Annotated in this window: 20 protein-coding genes; 10 read left to right on the forward strand and 10 right to left on the reverse strand. The window is 47.0% G+C overall.

Translation table 11 applies throughout. The features are described from left to right. Positions 1–10 precede the first annotated feature (10 nt). Together ICL07_RS13440 and ICL07_RS13445 are read right to left on the reverse strand one after the other, a co-directional pair. Positions 11–799, reverse strand: a complete 789-nt coding sequence (locus ICL07_RS13440; RefSeq protein WP_188088417.1) for a uroporphyrinogen-III synthase — start codon at positions 797–799, stop codon at positions 11–13. A gap of 36 nt (positions 800–835) precedes the next feature. Then, positions 836–1,858 (reverse strand): DUF4271 domain-containing protein, encoded by a 1,023-nt coding sequence (locus tag ICL07_RS13445; RefSeq protein ID WP_188088418.1) that lies wholly within the window; start codon positions 1,856–1,858, stop codon positions 836–838. 243 nt (positions 1,859–2,101) lie between these two features. Between ICL07_RS13445 and hemW the strand changes: the two genes are divergently transcribed. Next, positions 2,102–3,226, forward strand: a complete 1,125-nt coding sequence (hemW, locus tag ICL07_RS13450; RefSeq protein ID WP_188088419.1) for a radical SAM family heme chaperone HemW — start codon at positions 2,102–2,104, stop codon at positions 3,224–3,226. Between the two features lie 150 nt (positions 3,227–3,376). On the opposite strand, the gene ICL07_RS13455 is transcribed toward hemW, so the two are convergent. From ICL07_RS13455 to ICL07_RS32610, 3 genes are all read right to left on the reverse strand, one after another. Next, the gene (locus ICL07_RS13455; protein WP_188088420.1) at positions 3,377–4,351 is read right to left on the reverse strand and encodes a deoxyhypusine synthase family protein; all 975 of its coding nucleotides are present in this window, start codon (positions 4,349–4,351) and stop codon (positions 3,377–3,379) included. A 165-nt stretch (positions 4,352–4,516) separates the two neighbouring features. Next, on the reverse strand, positions 4,517–4,969 hold the full coding sequence (locus ICL07_RS13460; protein WP_188088421.1) for a hypothetical protein: 453 nt from the start codon (positions 4,967–4,969) through the stop codon (positions 4,517–4,519). Between the two features lie 99 nt (positions 4,970–5,068). Continuing rightward, positions 5,069–5,194: a hypothetical protein gene (locus ICL07_RS32610; RefSeq protein ID WP_281389538.1), complete on the reverse strand. Its 126-nt coding sequence runs from the start codon at positions 5,192–5,194 to the stop codon at positions 5,069–5,071. A gap of 128 nt (positions 5,195–5,322) precedes the next feature. On the opposite strand from ICL07_RS32610, the gene ICL07_RS13465 reads away from it, so the two are divergent. The 6 genes from ICL07_RS13465 (at position 5,323) to ICL07_RS13490 (ending at position 10,377) form a co-directional block, all read left to right on the forward strand. Further along, entirely contained in the window at positions 5,323–5,919 is a 597-nt protein-coding gene (locus tag ICL07_RS13465) for an acyl carrier protein phosphodiesterase (protein ID WP_188088422.1), read from the forward strand. A 95-nt stretch (positions 5,920–6,014) separates the two neighbouring features. Next, positions 6,015–6,605 (forward strand): DUF2911 domain-containing protein, encoded by a 591-nt coding sequence (locus ICL07_RS13470; RefSeq protein ID WP_188088423.1) that lies wholly within the window; start codon positions 6,015–6,017, stop codon positions 6,603–6,605. A 361-nt stretch (positions 6,606–6,966) separates the two neighbouring features. Beyond that, the gene (locus ICL07_RS13475) at positions 6,967–8,106 is read left to right on the forward strand and encodes a cystathionine gamma-synthase (RefSeq protein ID WP_188088424.1); all 1,140 of its coding nucleotides are present in this window, start codon (positions 6,967–6,969) and stop codon (positions 8,104–8,106) included. Between the two features lie 190 nt (positions 8,107–8,296). Next, positions 8,297–9,070, forward strand: a complete 774-nt coding sequence (locus ICL07_RS13480; protein WP_188088425.1) for a TIGR02757 family protein — start codon at positions 8,297–8,299, stop codon at positions 9,068–9,070. Between the two features lie 18 nt (positions 9,071–9,088). Then, positions 9,089–10,030, forward strand: a complete 942-nt coding sequence (locus tag ICL07_RS13485) for a DUF6263 family protein (RefSeq protein WP_188088426.1) — start codon at positions 9,089–9,091, stop codon at positions 10,028–10,030. Further along, positions 10,030–10,377 carry a hypothetical protein gene (locus ICL07_RS13490; RefSeq protein WP_188088427.1) on the forward strand — a complete coding sequence of 116 codons (348 nt, stop codon included), beginning with the start codon at positions 10,030–10,032 and terminating at the stop codon, positions 10,375–10,377. Before ICL07_RS13485 ends, ICL07_RS13490 begins: the two co-directional genes overlap by 1 nt. A 193-nt stretch (positions 10,378–10,570) precedes the next feature. On the opposite strand, the gene ICL07_RS13495 is transcribed toward ICL07_RS13490, so the two are convergent. Together ICL07_RS13495 and ICL07_RS13500 are read right to left on the reverse strand one after the other, a co-directional pair. Further along, a complete protein-coding gene (locus ICL07_RS13495) occupies positions 10,571–11,227 on the reverse strand; it encodes a sterol desaturase family protein (RefSeq protein WP_188088428.1) in 657 nt (218 codons plus the stop codon). A gap of 155 nt (positions 11,228–11,382) precedes the next feature. Continuing rightward, positions 11,383–12,633: a serine hydrolase gene (locus tag ICL07_RS13500; protein WP_188088429.1), complete on the reverse strand. Its 1,251-nt coding sequence runs from the start codon at positions 12,631–12,633 to the stop codon at positions 11,383–11,385. Between the two features lie 178 nt (positions 12,634–12,811). On the opposite strand from ICL07_RS13500, the gene ICL07_RS13505 reads away from it, so the two are divergent. Further along, positions 12,812–13,825 carry a fumarylacetoacetate hydrolase family protein gene (locus tag ICL07_RS13505; protein ID WP_188088430.1) on the forward strand — a complete coding sequence of 338 codons (1,014 nt, stop codon included), beginning with the start codon at positions 12,812–12,814 and terminating at the stop codon, positions 13,823–13,825. Positions 13,826–13,827: 2 nt separating this feature from the next. Then, positions 13,828–14,706 (forward strand): flavin reductase family protein, encoded by an 879-nt coding sequence (locus tag ICL07_RS13510; protein WP_188088431.1) that lies wholly within the window; start codon positions 13,828–13,830, stop codon positions 14,704–14,706. 160 nt (positions 14,707–14,866) lie between these two features. Here the strand turns inward: ICL07_RS13510 and ICL07_RS13515 are convergent, their stop codons facing one another. From ICL07_RS13515 to lysS, 3 genes are all read right to left on the reverse strand, one after another. Beyond that, positions 14,867–15,622, reverse strand: coding sequence for a DUF4197 domain-containing protein (locus tag ICL07_RS13515; protein WP_188088432.1), 756 nt, complete (start codon positions 15,620–15,622; stop codon positions 14,867–14,869). A 41-nt stretch (positions 15,623–15,663) separates the two neighbouring features. Continuing rightward, positions 15,664–16,497, reverse strand: coding sequence for a universal stress protein (locus ICL07_RS13520; protein ID WP_188088433.1), 834 nt, complete (start codon positions 16,495–16,497; stop codon positions 15,664–15,666). Between the two features lie 330 nt (positions 16,498–16,827). Next, on the reverse strand, positions 16,828–18,336 hold the full coding sequence (gene lysS / locus ICL07_RS13525; RefSeq protein WP_188088434.1) for a lysine--tRNA ligase: 1,509 nt from the start codon (positions 18,334–18,336) through the stop codon (positions 16,828–16,830). Positions 18,337–18,635: 299 nt separating this feature from the next. Here lysS and ICL07_RS13530 point away from each other — a divergent pair, with 299 nt between their 5' ends. Beyond that, positions 18,636–20,771, forward strand: a complete 2,136-nt coding sequence (locus ICL07_RS13530) for a S9 family peptidase (protein ID WP_188088435.1) — start codon at positions 18,636–18,638, stop codon at positions 20,769–20,771. The last annotated feature ends 959 nt before the right edge of the window (positions 20,772–21,730 follow it).

Raw genomic sequence — 21,730 nt, forward strand, 5'->3', positions numbered from 1 at the left:
AAATTTTCGCTTATTTCTTAAGACCTGCTAGGTACTGATCCAGCGCTGCCGCCATAGAAGGTGCTTGCGGAGCTGGTGCTTTTACATCCAGTCTTAATCCTGCTTCTTCCACCGCTGCCGATGTAGTAGGTCCGAATGCCCCGATACGGGTACCGTTCTGTTCAAAGGAAGGTACGTTCTCGAACAAAGACCTTACGCCGGAGGGACTGAAGAATACAATCATGTCGTAGTTGGTCTTTGCCAGGATCTCCTTCACATCGTTGGAAACGGTCTTGTAAAGGGTAGCTGTGGCATACTCACACTTGTTCGTTTTCAACCATTCTTCAATGTCCTTCTTCTGACTGTCGGAACTCGGGAAGAGAAACTTCTCATTGTCCCGGTGTTTGTTCATTACTTCCAGTACACCTTTGGTAGAACCGTCGGCACCGTAAAACACCTTCCGCTTGCGATAAAGAATAAACTTCTGCAGGTATAACGCAACTGCTTCCGTGATACAAAAGTACTTGCAATCCTGCGATACTTTGATCTTCATTTCCTCACAGATCCGGAAAAAGTGATCCACCGCATTACGGCTTGTAAAAATTACTGCCGTGTAAGTCAGGATGTCAATTTTCTGTTTCCGAAACTCCTTAGCGGGTAAGCCTTCCACCCTGATGAATGGAAAAAAGTCCAGTTTTATGTTGAACTTTTTAGCCAGATCAAAATAGGGAGACTTTTCTGTTTCAGGCTTAGGTTGAGAAATTAGGATTGACTGAATTTGTTTACCTTGCAAATCTTTTTTTGGCCCGCCTTTTATCATACTTTTTTATGCTCTTGTGTTAACAATAGGCGATAATCAAGGATTACCAGTTAACCAGATATTCAGCAGCACCTTCGTTAATATTAGCACCGGCGCTACTTCGAATGCGCAAAGGTAAAGAAAAAAATGCAATTTACTGAAGGATAGGTATTGCTTAACCAAAGAATAAGACCTAATATACCGGTATAGAACCAGTAATATAATAAAGAAGATTGAAATATAGAGGAAAGTATGGGCTATTTCGACGTCGCAAAAAGCCAGCACAACCAGGAATGGGACCAACAACACCCCTAAAATTTTATTGATCAGGTATAAGATAAAAATATAGGCATCCGCCAGCTCGCTGTTACCAAACAACCAGCCACAAAAACGCAGCATCACATACTTAATCCCGTAAACAGCCGCCACCAGGATAACCAGCCCCGGAATCAGCAACCATGGCTCCGCCTGCGGAAATACCTGTTGCCGGTACAATACCAGGTAAAGGTATACGCCCAGCGACACCGCAAAGAACGCATTGAGCAGCATATTCGGGAAAGGCGCCTGTGACAGCTGGTCCTTTAACTGCCGCTGGCTCAGCGTAGGATTAAAGAAAGCCCGGAACAGATCCACAAAATATTTGGTGTATGCCAGCCGGATAATACTCAACAACAGTAAAACACCGCCCACCAGGTATACCAGCCAGTCCATATTGCGGAAAGGGCGTAAAATATTGGTATCCCGGAACAGTGGTTTACCCGGTTTCAGGAACACATTCTCTTCAGCCAGCTTCTTCAGGTATAAATCATACTCCGATACCGGCTTGGGTTTGGGAACGGCCGCCAGCGCAGCGCTGTCGGTTTTATGTATACCGGTATCGGCTGGCGATGCAGCCGTAGCGGGGGTTACCGCCCTTCTCACCGTATCTTTTGCTATAACACGCGTGGTGTCTTTTTTCACCGCAACCTTTGCCGGACGGGGCTTCGGACGAAGCGAATCGGATACCGCATGGGTAGCCGCCGGTCTCTTTTTTACAACAGGGGCCGGCACAGCAGCACTGTCTGCTGTTTGTGCCATCATCGGTAAATAGCTGAAAATAAGTAGAAACAATAACCAGTTGCGCACCAGGAAAATATTTTGCTATGACTTTTAATCGGTTTTCCAAATTCTATGTGCCCCATCATCACACCAACCAGGGGGCAATTAACAGTGTCCTGCTCACATAACAAAACTGAAACGTAATTTTGCTGTTTGCAAAGATATTAAAATAGTCCATAGTTGACCGGTAAAACGGCAACAGCAGGCTATTATATAAAAACGTCCATGGCCGGAATTTATTTACATATTCCTTTTTGTAAGCAGGCTTGCTACTACTGTAATTTCCATTTTTCCACTTCGCTGGCCCGGAAAGCCGAAATGGTACAATGCCTCCTGCAGGAAATCACCCTGCAACAGCCCTACCTTGCCGGTGAACGGGTAGACACCATCTACTTCGGCGGCGGCACGCCCAGCTTGCTGGACACTGCAGAACTGCAACAACTGCTGGACTGCCTGTACAACACCTTCGATGTGGCGCCCGATGCGGAAATTACCCTGGAAGCCAATCCGGACGACCTGGACATCCACAAGCTGCAGTCTCTCAGGGATGCGGGTATCAACCGGCTCAGTATCGGTGTACAGTCCTTCCATGAAACCGATCTGAAATGGATGAACCGCGCCCACAACAGCCAGCAGGCGCTGGACTGTATTGTACAGGCGCAACAACTCGGATTTCATAATATCACCATAGACCTGATTTACGGTGGTCCAACCCTTAGCGACGAAGGCTGGCGGCAGAACGTGCAACAAGCCATTGCACTGGGCGTTCCGCACCTGTCCTGCTACGCACTCACCGTGGAACCCGGCACTGCGCTGGACCATTTCATCCGCAAGAAAAAAATGGCCGCCACAGATCCCGATAAAGCCGCCCGTCATTTTGAGTTACTGATGCAATGGCTGGAAGCTGCCGGCTATGAACACTACGAAATTTCCAATTTTGCGTTGCCCGGCTGGCATTCCCGGCATAACAGCAGTTACTGGCAAGGCCGCTCTTACCTGGGGCTGGGCCCTTCCGCCCACTCCTTCAACGGACACTCCCGGCAATGGAACGTAGCCAATAACGCCGCGTATATCAAAAGCATTACCGCGGGGGTAGTGCCTGCGGAAGTGGAAAGTCTGACCACTGCCATGCAATTCAATGAATACATCATGACCTCACTGCGTACCTCCGCCGGCTGCAACCTGGAATGGGTGGCGGAAAAATTTGGAGCCGGCCAAAGCCTGCGCCTGCAGGCCGAAAGCAAAGCCCTGATTGCTAAGGGATGGATGGAACACAAAGGAGAAACACTGCGGCTCACGAAAGCCGGCCGGCTCTTCGCAGATGGCATTGCAGCGGATTTGTTTATTTGATTTACGGATTTATGGATTTATGGATTTTGGGGAGTATTGAGCGAATATCGACGAGAAAAAAATTTAGGGATTTAATTATTTAAAGGACTATTTATACAAAACATCTCTTTAATAACTAAATCCCTAAAATCAGAAAATCCGTAAATGATATTACCAGCCCAATACGTAGGAGAAGATCAGTGGTGCTACGATGGTGGCATCTGATTCCACGATGAATTTAGGCGTATTGATATCCAGTTTGCCCCAGGTGATTTTTTCGTTGGGAACAGCACCGGAGTAGGAACCGTAGGAGGTAGTAGAATCGGAGATCTGGCAGAAATAGCTCCAGAAAGGAACATCTGTCCACTCCAGGTCCTGGTACATCATCGGTACTACGCAAATCGGGAAGTCACCGGCGATACCACCACCGATCTGGAAGAAGCCAACGCCTTTACCACCGGAGTTTTTACGGTACCAGTCAGACAGGAAGATCATGTATTCAATACCGCTCTTCATGGTAGACGCTTTCAGTTCACCTTTGATGCAGTAGGAAGCGAAGATGTTACCCATAGTGCTGTCTTCCCATCCCGGAACGATGATAGGAATGTTCTTTTCAGCAGCAGCCAGCATCCAGCTGTTTTTAGGATCGATTTCGTAGTTTTCCTTCATCACACCGCTCAGCAGCAGTTTGTACATGTACTCATGCGGGAAATAACGTTCACCGGCATCTTCTGCGTCTTTCCAGATTTTATGGATATGTTTCTGGATACGGCGGAATGCTTCTTCTTCAGGAATGCAGGTATCGGTTACGCGGTTAAAGCCTTGTTCCAGCAGGTCCCATTCTTCCTGAGGGCTCAGGTCGCGGTAGTTAGGCACTCTTTTGTAATGGGTGTGTGCTACCAGGTTCATAATATCCTCTTCCAGGTTTGCACCGGTACAGGAGATAATGTCCACTTTACCCTGACGGATCATTTCCGCGAAAGAAATGCCCAACTCGGCCGTACTCATGGCGCCGGCCAATGTTACCATCATTTTACCACCTTCCAGTAAATGTGTTTCATATCCTTTGGCAGCATCCACCAATGCAGCAGCATTAAAGTGGCGGTAATGGTGCTGGATAAATTGAGAAATGGGTCCCTTATTCATGTCATTTAATCATTTATACATTAACAGTCTGGCTCATAAAGCCTTGACAGCTGGCAAAGTTAAGATAATTTTCGAAGGGAAAGGGGAGTGGGCTATAAAAGCGAAAGGTCTGTGGCAGCGCCCACAGACCTGTTCATTTCAATCAAACGGAAAGCACAACTAAAACTAGGCTTTTTTAAGACGGCTCTGTAAGCTGGTAGCGCCAGATCCATCCGCTTTTAATGTGGTCCAGGTATCTTTTCCTTCGAGGGTAATGAAGTATACTACGTTACCGTTGGCAGCATATTCCACGATGCAGTAGATATTATCTTTCGGATATTTTTTGTTCAGTCTTGAAGTCAATGCCAGTGGCAACTGATCCGGAGCCAGGTAGCGGGAAGTAGCGAGCAGGTTGCCTCCATCGTCGAAAAAGGCGGTCACTTTGCTGCTGCTGATAGTAAACTTAGCAGTGTAAGTCTTATTATCATCTGTATACCATTTTACTTCACTGGCGCCTGCAAAACTTTCTTTGAAAGCACTTGCTATTTTGCTGTTAACAGTAGTTTCGTACGGATTTGCAAAGAGAGTGGCTGAACTGAGCAAGAATGCTGCACTCATCAGGAGAATTAACTTTTTCATGGCGGAAAAAAATTAAGAGGTTTTTAAATTTTTTTTGTTGGTTTTTTGCTTTGATGACTCAAAACTACGACGCGAATGGATGGTTGGTCAAGGCATACTTTACTGGTGGAGACACTTGATAAGTTGGAGTATCCGCTTTCGGACGTCCGGTTGGCCGGGGGCGGACAACCGCGCGTCTTCCGCAGCCCTGGCTTGTTTGTTGGTGCCACCTTGCCAATGTTGCATGAGCGAACGTTAAGATTGTGTTAAAGTGGATAGGAAATATGGTTCAACGTGAAAAGCGGCACGGCCTTCCTGTTCAATGGTAAAACGATCGTTACATTTGTTCCGTAAAACACCAGAAAGGCTTTATTATGAACTACCTGGCACACGCTTACCTGTCTTTTCACCAACCGGCACTGATAACCGGCAACCTGATCGCTGACTATGTAAAAGGCCGGCAGCAGCTGGCATTGTATAGTCCCGCCATACAACAAGGCATCCGGATACACCGGGCTATCGACACTTTTACGGACCAGCATCCCGTTACCTCCAGGGCCAAGTCTTTTTTCCGGCCTGCCTGCGGCCTCTACAGCGGGGTGTTCACAGACCTGGTATACGATCATTTCCTGGCGCTTGACAGCAGCCGTTTCCCCGGGGAAACCCTGTATGATTTCGCCACAGAGGTATATGACGTCATTAATCATCAAGAGGAAACATTGCCAGAGCGGTTCCTGGACATGTTTTCCTATATGCAGCAATATAACTGGCTATATAATTACCGCAACGACAACGGCATGGAAAGAGCCTTCCGGGGCGTCAGCTCCAGAGCAAAGGGATTAGAAAGCAGTCCTGCCGTTATTTTCGCCGTTTTCCTGGAACATTATGAAGCGCTGCGGGACTGCTACCAGGCATTTTTCCCTGCGCTACAGACACATGTGGAAAATTTGTTACAAACCGAAAACCGCTAAGGGTCCGTTAACAGGGTAGGCTCACTTTCCTGATTCGGTAAAAATCTCTAGGTTTGGGGCCGCAAACAGTTTTATCAGTATATAAAGTTTACAGAATGTTTAGAAAAGCCATCATCTTCGCCTTCGCACTGGGATTATATGCCACCCATGCAGGCGCACAGGATAAAAAGTTACCCCCATTGGATGCCAGCCCGATGGATATGGCCTATTATCCGCCCATGTACCCCTACGTAGTAAAAGTGAAGGGAGAACCGGGCAACCTCGTAGCCCGTGTTATCTATAGCCGGCCGCAGACAAAAGGAAGAGATATTTTTGGCAACCTGGAAGAATATGGAAAAATATGGCGATTGGGCGCCAACGAAGCCACGGAGATAGAATTTTTCCGGCCGGTAACGATCGCAGGAAAAAGTATCCCGAAAGGACGGTATACCATGTATGCTATCCCTACCGAAAAAACCTGGACCATTATCATCAACAAAGAAACGGATATATGGGGCGCGTTTAAATACGATCAGCGTAAAGATGTAGTAAGAACAGCCCTTCCGGTAACTGCCCTTGATACACCGGTGGATGCCTTCACCATGGTATTTGAAAAAGGTGATCCCGGCGCCAACCTGGTGATCGCCTGGGATAAGGTGACGGTAAGCCTGCCCATCCGGTGGACAGACAGCCCTGTAAAAAAATAAGGCAGGTATCTGCCCACAAGATAAAAAGACAGAGGCCCGGCGACATCAAAGTCGCCGAGCCTCTGTCTTTTATATAATTTTTGTCTGTTCAAATGGAAAGGGCGGTAAGAATACCGCCCTAAGAATTTTAACCATATCCTATGAAAAACCTATTACGAAAGTATAGCGAATATCCGTACCTGTTAGTGATGATTTGGTGAACGATATAAAAATCCTCGTAAGCGTGCAAAATCATTCCATCAACAATTTTTAAACCGCTAAATTGGACAATAATTGCCCCGTCTGCTAAAATGTTTCCCATCGCAAAACAGCCTATATTTGAAAAACCACCAGAAATTATTCATTATAAAATATTCAAGACATGAAGCTGGGAACTAAACTCATACACGCAGGTGTAGCGCCCGATCCCTCCACGGGGGCCATTATGACGCCTATCTTTCAAACCTCCACCTATGTACAAAGTGCTCCGGGGGTACATAAAGGATATGAATACGCGCGCACCCAAAACCCCACCCGCGATGCCCTTCAAAATGCGTTGGCAGCCATTGAAAACGGTACCCATGGTATCAATTTCGGCAGCGGCCTCGCAGCTACCGATGCCGTGATGAAACTCCTCTCGCCCGGTGATGAAGTAGTGGCTACCAACGACTTGTATGGCGGCACCTACCGTATCTTCACCAAAGTATTTGAGCGCTACGGTATTAAGTTTTCCTTTATAGGGATGCGCGACGCAGCGAATGTAGCAGCGCATATCACGCCCAACACCAAAATGATCTGGCTGGAAACGCCCACCAATCCGCTGCTCAATATTATTGACATCGCTGCGGTGGCGCAAATCGCCCGGAAGAACAATATTTTGCTATGTGTAGACAATACCTTCGCCTCCCCGTACCTGCAAAATCCGCTGGACCTGGGCGCAGATATCGTACTGCATTCCGCCACCAAATACCTGGGCGGCCATAGCGACGTAGTACATGGTGCTGTGATTGTTAAAAACGAAGACCTGGCTAAACAGTTGTATTTCATACAAAACAGCTGCGGCGCCGTACCCGGTCCGCAGGATTGTTTCCTGGTATTACGGGGCATTAAAACCCTGCATGTACGAATGCAGCGCCACTGCGAAAACGGCGAAAAAATCGCGCATTTCCTGCGCAATCACAGTAAGGTAGACAAGGTATACTGGCCCGGATTTACCGATCACCCTAATCACGACATTGCCAAACGGCAGATGCGGGGTTTTGGCGGCATGATGTCTTTCACCCTGAAAGATGATAATATGGACGCTGCCAACCGGGTACTGAGCCATACGCACCTGTTTTCCCTGGCAGAATCACTCGGTGGAGTAGAGTCGCTGATCGGCCATCCGGCCAGCATGACACATGCCTCCATTCCCCGGGAAGAACGTATTAAAAACGGACTGGCAGACTCTCTCATCCGCCTGAGTGTTGGCATTGAAGATGCAGACGACCTGATAGAAGACCTGAACCACGCGATTGGCTAGCACGCTCATCAATCTGATTTTAATTCTTTCCGGTTAAAAATTATCTTTACAGCTATATCATTTTACCTGGACCATATCCACAGCCTTTTTTAATGTGCTGACGACATAAACCACCTGCGCAGTTGCCCCGATGGTAACAGCGCAGGTGGTTGAGCGTATAGCCAGGCTGCCGGTGTTACATGTGAAAACTATGAAGAGCCAACAATTGAAGGATTTCCTGAATGCGAAAGCGGCATCCTACAATCATCCGGATTTTATTGCAAATGACCCCATTTGCATCCCGCACCGATTCAGTGAACTGCAGGACATAGAAATTGCAGGCCTCTTTGCGGCCATCCTGGCCTGGGGCAACCGTACCAGCATCATCAATAAATGCACGGAACTGATGCGGCATATGGATAATGCGCCCTATGACTATATCCGTAATCACGACCCACGCGACAGGATGAAGCTGATGACCTTCTGTCACCGCACCTTTAACGGCGTAGACCTACTGTATTTCGTGGAATTCCTACAGCATTACTATACCAACATCACCTCCCTGGAATTCGCTTTTAGCGGGCATTTGACCCCGGAAGATGAAAACGTGGAAAAAGCCCTGGTTGGCTTTCATAAAATGTTTTTCTCCCTGGAACATCCCGCCCGGACTGAAAAACACATCTCTTCTCCTGCCAAGCATTCAGCATGCAAACGATTGAACATGTATTTACGCTGGATGGTGCGAAAAGATGAAAATGGCGTGGATTTTGGGCTGTGGCAACATATTTCCCCATCACAACTGATATGCCCGATGGATGTTCACGTCAGCCGCGTGGCTACCCGGCTGGGACTCATATCAGATGGGAAGTCAGACTGGAAAACAGCCGTAGCGCTCACCCATGAGCTCAAAAAGCTGGACCCGGAAGATCCGGCCAAATACGACTTCGCCCTGTTCGGACTGGGAGTGATTGAAAAATATGTTTGATCAAAATAAATTACGGTAATGAAAAAACTATTGGGCGCCATTGCTTCTTTGTTGACTTTAACCTTCGCCACCCAGGCGCAGGATTATATGTCTATCAATTACAACTTCAACAAGGGAGAACAGTTTGAACTGGAACAGAAAAGCCACACAGAAACCTATACCACTGTTAACGATATTCAGCAACGGGTAACCCGCGATTATAACAATATCATCAGCATTGACGTTACAGATGTGATTCCCGGCAAAACCACGCTCACCTTCCGTTACAAGGAACTGCGCTTTAACTTTAACGCCAAAAACCAGAATATTTTTGTAGATGCCAAGGTGAACAAACCGGAAGAGCCCTTCCAGGCAGGTCTGAAAAAAGTGCTGGACCAGCCCTTCACCGTGGAATTACAAAGCAGCGGCGCCATCAGTAAAATTGAAGGCCTCGATAACCTGGTAGACAACGCGGCTACCGCTTTCAGCAGCTTAAAGAAAGATGAACAGGAAGCCTATAAAAAACTCATCAAAGACCAGTTTGGCACAGAAGCTTTCCGCACCTGGCTGGAACAATTACTGATCATGTACCCCGCCCATGGCATTAAAACCGGTACCCAATGGGAAGAAAGCGTTCCCCTTCGCGGTGGCCTCATTGGCCGGGTAGACCTGTACTGGAACCTGCAAACCTGGGATACCCAGACCGCTAAAATCGGCGGTACTGCCAAAATAAACACAGATAAGGTACAAACCCTGACCCTCGACGACGACATCAAAGCCACGGCGGAAATCAGCGGTACCACTACCTCCAATTACATGGTGATGCGCAGTAGCGGTCTGCCTGCCATTTGCGTACAGAACACCGAAATGACGGGTAACTACACCTACAAGGTAAACAGGGCGAAACGTATTAAACACGACCTGAAAGTGCCGGTAAAGGTCATTACCAACGCTTCCTACAAAATAAAACAGATGAAATAATGAGCACCTTTCCGGTACCACATCTCCAGGAAACAGCTACCTGGGCACAACAAAACTTTGAAGTGAGTGTGCCTCCGGACAATATCAGCTTTGATCATCTATCGGAAGTCCTGGGCAAACGGCTCGAATACCTGATCAGCAAAGATTTTCAACAGTTTATCTTTCTCCTGTACCGTATAGACGTGTCAGAGAAAAAAGTAAGACAGATACTGGCATATGCCGCCCGGCAAGGCACTGATCCATACCGGCCCATTGCCAACCTGATTATTGAAAGGCAACTGCAGAAAATAGCTTCCCGCGAAGCTTTCCGGCAGGATAACCTGCCGGACGACGAAGAAAGATGGTAAATCATTTACGGATTTTGGAATTTATGGATTTACGGATTTCGGGAATGGGAGATTAGTCAATGTCATAAATAATGTGATAAAAAAAGCAGCGTGATTCATCATCCGCTGCTTTTTTTATCACATTATTTGAGATTCGCCCAATAATCAGCCAATCCCAAAAATCCGTAAATCCATAAATTTCAAAATCCGTAAATCAAAACATCAGTTCTCTTACTTTCTCTTTGTCTTCTTTTTCTTTATCAAGGTCGAAGAAAGTACCGAATACCCTGTCCCAGAAAGCAGAGCTCACGCCAAAACCTTTATCCTCACTTTTGTAATGATGCAGGTGGTGATTACGCCACAGCGGCTTCATGAACTTAAAAGGAGGGTTCCAGGCATGGATAGCATAGTGCATGCTGCCATAGATCAGGTAGCCAAGCAGAAAACCCGGGAAGAACATAAAAGTGTACTGCCGAAGGAAGATATACTGGCTGCCGAAGATCGCGGAGGCCAGTATCAGACTGGGCACCGGCGGCATGAACAAGCGCTGCTTGTCTCTCGGGTATTCGTGGTGGTTACCGTGCATTACGTAAATAAAACGCTGCACACGCGGACTGTCACTGGCAAAGTGAAACATAAACCGGTGCATGATATACTCGAAGAACGACCAGAATAACATCGCGCCTACGAATATCATCGCCACCGTTCCCACTTCAAAACCTAATGTGTCATGGCTATAATAAAGCATATAGCCAATAATGGGCAAATACATTCCCCAGATCACCAGGGGATGCGTCTTTGTCAACATCTCCAGGTACTGGCTTTCAAATAATCTTGCCTGTCCTTTGTTCTTAATCTTTTCAAATTTCATGAATCCCAGTTTTAACGCGCAACAGTTACGGGAATGATGAATAAAACCCCTCTTACTTTATCCCCGGCAGGTAGCTATGCCCCCGTCTGCCGGTTTCAGGCACAAAAATACAACTTCACCTTCATTGGGGGGTTTTAGTCTCCAAAATATTTTATTCAGGGCTGCTGATAATTGATCCGAAACAACTGCAGATCCGGCTGGTATGCCCGTTTCCGTTGCAGCTCGTATTGATAAAGGATATTACCGGCATCCCGGAAAAAAGGGTACCCTTCTTCATCATATTCATATTTATTATCATTCAATACCCCATCCCGGTTCACATAAATGGTCCCGGTCAGCATAAATTCTACATGATGCTCAAAATCAACAATATAAGCGGCATCTGTCAGGAAACCGTACGACCAGCCCGTTTTATTAAACACCCGTATATTAGACGCGATGTGGTGCCCTGCACCCTTAAAAAGAAAAAATTTCGTGTAGCTGTCGAAGTATTCGGTGGTATCGTAAACAGGGTCTGTGCTTTCGGAAGGGTATTCAGACATATACCGGTACAGGAAAGAGTAATCCTGCGGAGCAATATGGAAACGCTGCGCTGCCGGTACCGATTGCGGAAACATGATCGATTGCAACATCTGTTGCAGTGACTGCAACGGCAGGTTGTTATGTTTGGTAAAATCCATCGGCTCGGATACCAGGTGATCATTTTTATCCATGTAACCAGCGCCTATCCGGATGTTTTTACTGAAGTCATATTGCAGTTTACTCTCCGCCGGCGCCTGTCTGTACAAGGTTTTCCCATTTTTCACAAACCGGATGGCATTGGTATGCCGGTTCTCTTCTTCCGACAGCGGCATAAACCGCCGCACAATACGCACCTCCTTATAGCCCTTTTTCCACAGCCTTTCGTGAATGGATTGCTGTCCCACAAATTCATACAACCGGTTATAGGCATCGTTGTCGCTGATCAGGAAAATACGTTTAATGTAGTGGTTGATAGAAGGCAGCCCGCTTTTAGCGGTACTATCGGTATGCACCGTTTCCTGCCCGCTCCAGCTACTGTCAGACAACATGGTGGTATTACCGTCCAGTCCGGGTACTTTCAGCTCCCTCATTTTTTCCAGCGCCAGCAGCGCAATAGGCAGCTTTACCGTACTGGCCGGGTTAAAGTACTGATTAGCATCCACGTTGAGATAATAATGCCGGAAATGAGGTTTATTTTGGGCATCGCGGTCAATCTGCGTATAAATCAGCTGATACCGGAAAGAATCAGGATGTTGCAGGATATGCTGCAACAACGGGGTAGCCTCGCGGGCAAACATGTTTTTCAGTAAAGTGTCGGTACGGGGCTGTGCCTCTGCAAAGGACAAACAGCCACAAAGCAGCAACATCAGACAGTTACGCATCATAGCAGAGCAATAGTGGTTCTGGTTACCAAAATATAAAATTATCCGCTGGCTACTAAATACCGGCGGATCTTTTCGTTAAAATTGCCCGCTCTCAGCCCGAAACGGGCATTTAATTTAGTAAAAAACCGCAGGAGCATCCTTATATTTGGTCAATCATACAACCAGAACAATACAAATCATGAAACTTGTAAGTTATTTAAGAGAGGAAACAGACCAGCTGGCCATTCTTGTTGATGGACTGTTATACAACACCCAGGAACTGCATCCCGACCTGCCCAACAACATGGGCATGTTCCTGATGATGTGGGAAGATGTGATCGACATAGCCAAACAAGCCGATGCCAGCCTGAAAGCCGGTAAACATCCGGGCAATGCGCATGGCGTACCGGTGGAAAGCGTACAGCTGCTGTCTCCCGTACCATTCCCTACATCCTGCCGCGACGGCTACGCCTTCCGGCAACACGTTGCCGCCGCCCGGCGCAACCGTAAAGTGGAGATGATCCCTGAATTTGATCAGTACCCCATCTTCTACTTTACCAATCACAACGCCATCCAGGGACCCGGCGATATTCACTGTATGCCGGACCATTTCGAAAAACTGGACTTCGAACTGGAAGCAGCGATCGTTATCTGCAAAGCAGGCCGCAATATCAGCGCAGCGGAAGCCGATGATTATATCGGTGGTTATATGATCATGAACGATATGAGCGCCCGCACCCTGCAGATGGAAGAAATGAAACTCAACCTGGGCCCTGCCAAAGGCAAGGACTTCAGCACCGTTATAGGTCCCATGCTGGTAACACCCGATGAACTGGAAACGTTCCTGATCCCGGCAAAACCAGGCCACACCGGCAATAACTACAACCTGAAAATGACTTGTAAAGTCAACGGTATCCAGGTCAGCGAAGGCAATATGGGCGATATGGACTGGACCTTTGCTGAAATCGTGGAACGCTGCGCCTATGGCGTTAACATCCTTCCCGGCGATGTGATCGGCAGCGGAACCGTAGGCACCGGCTGTTTCCTGGAACTGAACGGTACCGGAAAACTCAACGATCCCAACTATACCGAACAATGGCTGCAACCCGGCGATGTGGTTGAAATGGAAATCGAAGGACTGGGCACGCTGTCCAACAAAATCGTAAAAGAGGATACTGACTTCTCTATACTGGCACTGAAGAAAAACGTATAGGTATGAAGGTAGTTCCATCCGAAATTAAAACCAGCGAACTGCAGGCTTATATGCAGGGAGCTATCGCTCCACGCCCGATTTGTTTTGCCAGCACGGTAGATGCAGAAGGCCGGCCTAATTTGTCTCCCTTCAGTTTCTTCAACATGTTCGGCACCAATCCGCCTACGCTGATTTTTTCACCGTCCCGGCGCGTGCGTGACAATACCACCAAACATACGCTCGAGAATATTTACGCTACCCGCGAAGTAGTGATCAACGTAGTGAACTACAGCATGGTGCAACAAACGTCACTCGCCAGCTGCGAATATCCGCCGGGCGTAGATGAATTTGTGAAGGCTGGTTTTACACCGCTGCCTTCAGAAAAAATAAAACCGCTGCGGGTAAAGGAAAGCCCGGTTCAGCTGGAATGCGTGGTCAAACAGATCATTGAAACCGGCAACCAGGGCGGCGCCGGTAACCTCGTTATCTGCGAGCCTGTGCTGATTCATCTCAACGATGACATCTTCGATCCCAACGGCAAAATAGATCCGCATAAAATAGACCTGGTAGCCCGTATGGGCGGCGACTACTACTGCCGCGCTTCCGGCGATGCCGTATTTGAAGTACCCAAACCTAATACACAATTAGGAATTGGCGTAGATGCGTTACCGTTATCTATCCGTAATAGCCGTATACTCACCGGTAATGATCTCGGGAAGCTGGGCAACGTCCACGAAATGCCTTTCGTGGACCCTGCTTTTGATGATCATCACCTGAAAAATATCATCCAGTATTACAGCGTTACACCAGAGGAAATGGAACGCGAGTTGCACCACTACGCCAAACAACTGCTGGAAGCCAACAAGGTAGGAGAGGCCTGGCAGGTGTTACTCAGCGCGTAGGTCCACGCAAAGGCGCAAAGCAGCAAAGAGCGCAAAGTTTTTTAATTTTAAATAAGAAAGCAAAGGAGCGAATGATCAAATTTGATTATTCGCTCCTTTGCTTTCTTTTATTCGCTAATATTTCTTTGCGCTCTTTGCTGCTTTGCGCCTTTGCGTGAACCTACAGGATGTTTCCGAACACTTTTTTCAGCAGGTCCGTTGTTCTGGCAGCAGGATTGGCGCGGATAGCCGCTTCTTCTTTACCAATCTGATCAAACAGCGCGTTCACCGCCATGCCGGTTACGTAGTCCTGTAAATCAGGATTTACTTTATTAAAGGTAGTCGGCAGTTTGTTATAGGTGTTTACGATATCACCATAGAAGCGGGTAGCACTGGTGCTGTCAAGTGATTTTTTCACAACAGGTGAAAAAGCCGCTTTCAGCTGGTCTGTTGTTTTACTTTTGAAAAATTCTGTAGCGGAGTTATTACCACCTTTTACGAGGTTGAGCGCATCGGTGAGCGTCATTTGTTTGATGGCATTCACGAAGATAGGCGCTGCATAACCGACTGCTTTTTCAGCGGAACGGTTGATCTGCAGGATCGCTTTATCCACTTGCGGACCGAGGCCTACGGCTCTCAGGGTATTACCGATTTTCACCGCATCGGGAGGTAATAACAACTTGTACAAATCGTTGCCAAAGAAACCGTCTGTTTTGTTGAGGCTGGCGATACCGTTGGTAACACCTTTCAGGAGCGCTTCCTTGATAGCGGAACCCGCTTCAGATTCCGTTACTTTGGCACCGGTAGTAGTGGTATTGGTAGTGGTGGTTGCAGTAGAATTGGATTTTCCGAGTTTTTTCAGTTTATCCAGTAATTGTGCCTGGCTGGCGTGCATGCAGCCAACGCCCAGCAGCACTAACAGTGTTTTTTTCAGCATAAGTGTTGTGATGATAGTATTAATGTTTCAAATATATACAATTATTCGTGTATCGTTAATAACGGAATATGTGTCTGGTAGGCCAGTTTAGTGGTATTACTGCGTTTGAATATCCGCTCAAACAAACCATGTTTTTTAGGAATCGTCAGTATCAGATCCGCCTCCAAACCTTCCGCAAATTCCGTGATGCCCTGAATGATATCCGGGTTGTCCACAAAATGATATTGTGGCTGGTACCCTTCCAGTAAAGTGTCGAGCATCAGCGTTTCAAACGGCGTATCTGTAGAAAAATGTTTGCTTTCATGATCTATGTTGATGACATGTATTTCAGCATGAAAAGCATCCAGTAATTTCTTCAGCGGTGCAATAGGCGTAGTATCAGCCACCTGGCGCAGATCGCAGGCAAACACTACTTTTTTAATGCCTTTGAAGGTTGCTTTACCGGGAATAATCAGTACCGGGCAGGTAGTATGTTTCACTACATCGATGGTATTGGAACCCACCAGTATTTCTTCCATCTTACTACCTCCGGTAATACCCATCACGATCAGGGAGACTTCCTCTTCCTTCGCCACATCATTGATGGTAGCGGCTAACAGGGTATTGTCTGCCCGGGTCACGATACTGATGCCTTCCGGGGCTACGGGCGACAGTTCTTTCTGCATTTTATCCAATCCTTCCAGGGAAGCGATCCGCAGGTCATCAGGATTTACCATCGGAATAGATGTAGGCACATCGGGGATGGGAACAATCAGCTCGTAGGCATGATAAAGCACAATCCGGTCAACTTTTAGCTGTGTAGCCAATGCCAGCGCATAATTGGCTGCATTATAGGCGGTATCAGAAAAATCAGTGGGTACAAGTATCGTTTTCATATGACTAATTTTAAGATACAGAGAGCATTACTTAAAGTTAACGATGTGACGCGGTATCTGAAAGCTTCCCTGAAAGGGTATAGAAAATTTAATGCCGAAAATTTTCACGCAAAGGAATTTTAAGATGGTAGCGGGTGGTAAGCCCGCCAAGGATCGAAGATCACGTTATGCCGCTTATTTTTTACATATGATGTTCCATTCTTCCCAATAAAAGACCATATTCTGTAACTCATATTATACTTAAAAACATACAATATAAGTTACAAAATATGGTCTTCGATCCTTGGCAGGCTTAACCACCCGCTACGGTCTTATGGTTCCTTTGCGAGACTATTTCTCTGGTTTCATTTGCGGGAAGAACAACACATCCTGGATAGAAGGCTGGTTGGTCATCAGCATAGTAAGACGGTCGATACCGATACCGATACCGGAAGTAGGCGGCATACCATACTCGAGGGCACGGAGGAAATCATAGTCGATGTACATGGCTTCATCATCGCCACGTTCCATGAGCTGTACCTGTTCTTCGAAACGTTCGCGCTGGTCGATAGGATCGTTCAGCTCACTGTATGCATTGGCAATTTCTTTACCATTCACGATCAGCTCAAAACGTTCTACCAGTCCGGCTTTGCTGCGGTGTTTTTTCGTCAGCGGGCTCATTTCCACCGGGTAATCGGTGATGAAGGTGGGCTGTACGTAGTGGCCTTCGCATTTTTCGCCGAAGATCTCATCGATCAGTTTGGCTTTACCGAATTTGGCGTCTACGTGGATACCCAGTTGTTTGCAGACATCACGGAGCTGTGCTTCGTCCATGCCGGCGATATCGAAGCCGGTGTGTTCTTTGATGGCGTCGTACATAGGCACACGGCGGAAAGGCGCTTTGAAGTCGATCACTTTCTCACCTACCTGAACTTCTGTAGTGCCATGCAGGGCAAGCGCCACTTTTTCCAGCAGGGTTTCGGTGGTACGCATCATCCACTCGTAGTCCTTGTAGGCGGCGTACATCTCCATAACGGTAAATTCCGGGTTGTGGGTACGGTCCATACCCTCGTTGCGGAAGTCTTTCGCAAATTCGTATACCCCTTCAAAACCACCTACGATAAGGCGTTTCAGGTACAATTCGTTGGCAATACGCAGGTATAACGGTATATCCAGCGCATTGTGGTGCGTAACAAACGGACGGGCAGTAGCACCGCCGGGGATAGCCTGCAGGATGGGAGTTTCCACTTCCAGGTAGCCCATGTTATTATAGAAGTCGCGGATGGTCTGAAGGATTTTAGTGCGTTTGATAAACACCTCTTTCACTTCCGGGTTGATGATCAGGTCCACATAACGTTGACGGTATTTGAATTCGGGATCGGTTACCTCGTCAAACACCTGGCCTTCCACTGATTTCACGATCGGGAGGGGGCGCAGGGCTTTGGACAGCATGCTTACTTCCCTTGCGTGAATGGAAGTAGCGCCGGTTTTGGTGATGAAAGCATATCCTTTTACACCGATGATGTCACCGATGTCCATCAGTTTCTTGAAAACAGTGTCGTAGCCGGTCTTGTCTTCACCGGGGCAGATATCGTCGCGACGTACATACAGCTGGATACGGCCGGCCTTGTCCTGCAATTCCACAAAAGCGGCCTTGCCCATATCACGCACGCTCATAATACGACCTGCCAGGCATACATCCTGGAATTGCTCCTTGGTGGCTTCCGAATAGTTATTTTTTATGTTAACGGAAGTATCATTAACCGGGTACTCTGCCGCAGGATAGGGGTCGATGCCCAGTTTCTGCAGCTCCTGTAATTTTTCCCGGCGTATAATCTCTTGCTCAGATAATTGTGTCATGTGATTATTTGTAAATGCCAAATGGAGTGCAAAAATAACTGATTATAGGGAGAATCTCATGCAAAAGGGCTGTAAGACTACAGCCCTGCTTATTTTTTTGACCATATCCTATGAAAACCGGCTTAAAGGTAGCCTGTTCCACTGCTATAAGCAGCCCTGGTTCGGGAATGTGGTCAATAATTGCATAAACGGCGGCAATATCCGGATATCTGGCTGGCCGTTTATGGATTTTGTGAAAGGTATGTTTGAGTTATGCTTATTTTCGCCCGCCAACGACAACAAAATCAACTATCATTATTATGAGAAGCTTATCATGGTTGGGCAGCACCGCCCTGTTGCTTGCCGTTATGCCACATTTAGAGGCACAGGACAAGCAGGATATTACCTTTGAGCAGGCCTTCAGAGGTCAGGCCACAGATATTACCCAGCCCTTGCCGGCACTGAAAGGCTGGGCAGATGGCGAGCATTACCTGGAAATGCGCCGCGACGCTGCCGGTCGTATGCAAGCCATGAAAATAGATGCCCGTACCGGAAAGGCTGAAATATACACCGCCCCGGTAGATGGCCCCAGTGTAGAAGTACGCGACCGCGATGTTTACTATAAAGGCGTTGATGGTAACAGTATCCGGCTGACCAACGACACCCTGGAGGAAAAAAATCCTACCCTGTCACCCGACGGACTGCATGTGGCCTTCACCCGTCACAACGACTTGTATAGCGTAGAAATAGCTTCCAAAAAGGAAACCCGTTACACACACGATGGCACCGATGTTATTTATAACGGGTGGGCATCCTGGGTGTATTATGAAGAAATCCTCGGCCGCCCCACCCGCTACCGCGCTTTTTGGTGGAGCCCCGACAGCAAACAAATCGCCTACATGCATTTTGATGATACCAAAGTGCCTGTATTCCCGATCTACAGTGAAAAAGGACAGCATGGATTTCTTGAAAATACCCGTTATCCTAAAGCCGGCGACCCTAACCCTGCTGTAAAAGTAGGCGTGGTGCCCGTAGAAGGCGGCAACACCGTATGGGCCGATTTCAATGAAAACGATGATCAGTACTTCGGTATGCCTTTCTGGACAGCCGACAGCAAACAACTCTGGATGCAGTGGATGCCCCGCAGCCAGGACAATCTGAAGATATACAGCATTGATCCGAAAACAGGCGCTAAAAAACAGATCTACAGCGAAAACCAGCAAACCTGGGTAGATTGGTTCGACGACGTTCCTTTCCTGCAAAATAACCAGGGCTTCCTGCTGCAGAGCGATAAAACCGGCTGGTCACACCTCTATCTCCATAACATGGACGGCTCTCTGAAAAAACAGCTCACCAATGGTAACTGGACGGTTAAATCCGTGTTGCATACCGACGAAAAAAACCAGGTGATCTATTTTACCGCCCGCAAAGAGGTTTCCACCCGTTTCGACCTGTATAAGGTAAATATGAAAACCGGCGCTATTACCCGGCTGACTTTCGGCAACTACAACCATGAAATCAGCATGGCGCCCGGTGGTAAATACTTTATCACTACCTATTCCAACCTGCTTACCCCTTCCAGAATGGCCCTGCTGGACAATAACGGCAAAGTGATCCGGGAACTGGGCAACAGCAAAGGCAATAAATTTGATCAGTTTAACCTGGCTAAAACGGAGCTGACTACCTACAAAACCCGCGATGGCCTGGTATTACCGATGACTATCACCCTGCCGGTACACCTGCAGCCCGGTAAAAAATACCCGATCCTGATCAGTATTTATGGCGGTCCTAATGCGGGTACTGTGTATGACAGCTGGAAATTCTCTCCCATATCCCAATGGTGGTCACAGGAAGGCGTTATCCAGGTGGTGATTGACAACCGCAGCAGCGGCCAGCTGGGAAAAATGGGAATGAACTACATTCACCGCCAGCTGGGCAAGTATGAAATTGAAGACTATATGGATGCCGCTATGTGGCTGCGTACCCAGCCCTGGGCCGATCCTTCCAAAATATGTATGACCGGCGGCAGCTTCGGCGGCTATATGACTGATATGGCGCTTACTTACGGCGCAGATGTATTTACCCATGGAATGTCCAACTTCGCCGTAACAGACTGGCAGTTGTACGATAGCCATTACACAGAGCGTTACATGGATACCCCGGCGGAAAACCCCGAGGGGTACAAAAATACCTGCGTCATGACCTACGCCGACCGCTATAAAGGCCTGCTTCGCATGACCCATGGCACCATGGACGATAACGTGCATATACAACAGGTTATCCAGCTGGTTGACAAGTTCCAACGGCTGAACAAACATTTTGAATTTATGCCGTATCCTGGCGAGCGCCACGGCTACAGAGGTCCCAATGCCGCGCATTTCTCTTCCGAAAACGCCCGCTTTATCTACAATCATTTGCTGGATCAGCCATTCCCTGCAAAATTCAGCACCAAATAACGACCATACGGTCCTGTATAAACGAGGTCCCGGAGCATATCGTCACGATATCCCTCCGGGACCTCGTTCTTTTTGTCTTAAAGGTGTGTGAATCAACGTATAAAAAGGTAAGAAAGCGACATCACAGGCAAGGATAAACAGGACCAAAGTAAATAGGACCAAAAAAAGTTTACGGGTTAAGTGATCATGAATTGTTCAGGTAAAGGGAGAAAAAGTATGAGGTGCGGGTAACAGGTTTTAGAGAAAAAAAACAGGGCTGCAAGACTACAGCCCCGAAAAATTTTAACCATATCTTTATTGAAAAACCTACACCAAAGGTGGGCGTTTTTTGAATTAGATGTTGCTCCATTTTTGTGAACGATATATTTTATTCGGGGAACGTCGTAAAAGAGACGGTGAACGCATATTGCAGTTTAACGCGTATTATTTAATTATAATGCAACTAATTTTAACATATAAAATTGATTATCATTTAGTTATATCGTAAAAACGGCTTACTGGCGGTAAAAATGCCTCCTGCTGCCTGCAGCCACGCTACAGGTGAACGTATTAAAAGAAGCAGTGAACGTAAAATGACAAGCGGAAAGTGCAGGGTTAAGGAAAATAAAAAAGGGTGGTAAGAATACCGCCCTTGTAATAATTTTAACCATATCCTATGAAAAACCTAAAACAAAGATATACCGTGAAATCCAGTCCCGGGTTTCCATTTCCGTGAACGCTGTAATATTGTTCGTGAAAAGAGGATAATCGTAAATATCTTATTATATTAAATAATTTGCAATATTATAAATATATAGAATTATTTTTTATAAATATGTATTAATGATTGATTATTAATTTATAATGAAGTTCTAATGTCAACGTATTATTTTTTTTCGTTGAATTGCGGGAAAAAGACCTGATAACTTTATGCGTTCACAGCATAAACGGGCACGTTGACGGACTGTATCTATACGTTG

Origin of the sequence: Chitinophaga qingshengii, from assembly GCF_014529935.1 — a bacterium.
Lineage (GTDB): Bacteria > Bacteroidota > Bacteroidia > Chitinophagales > Chitinophagaceae > Chitinophaga > Chitinophaga qingshengii.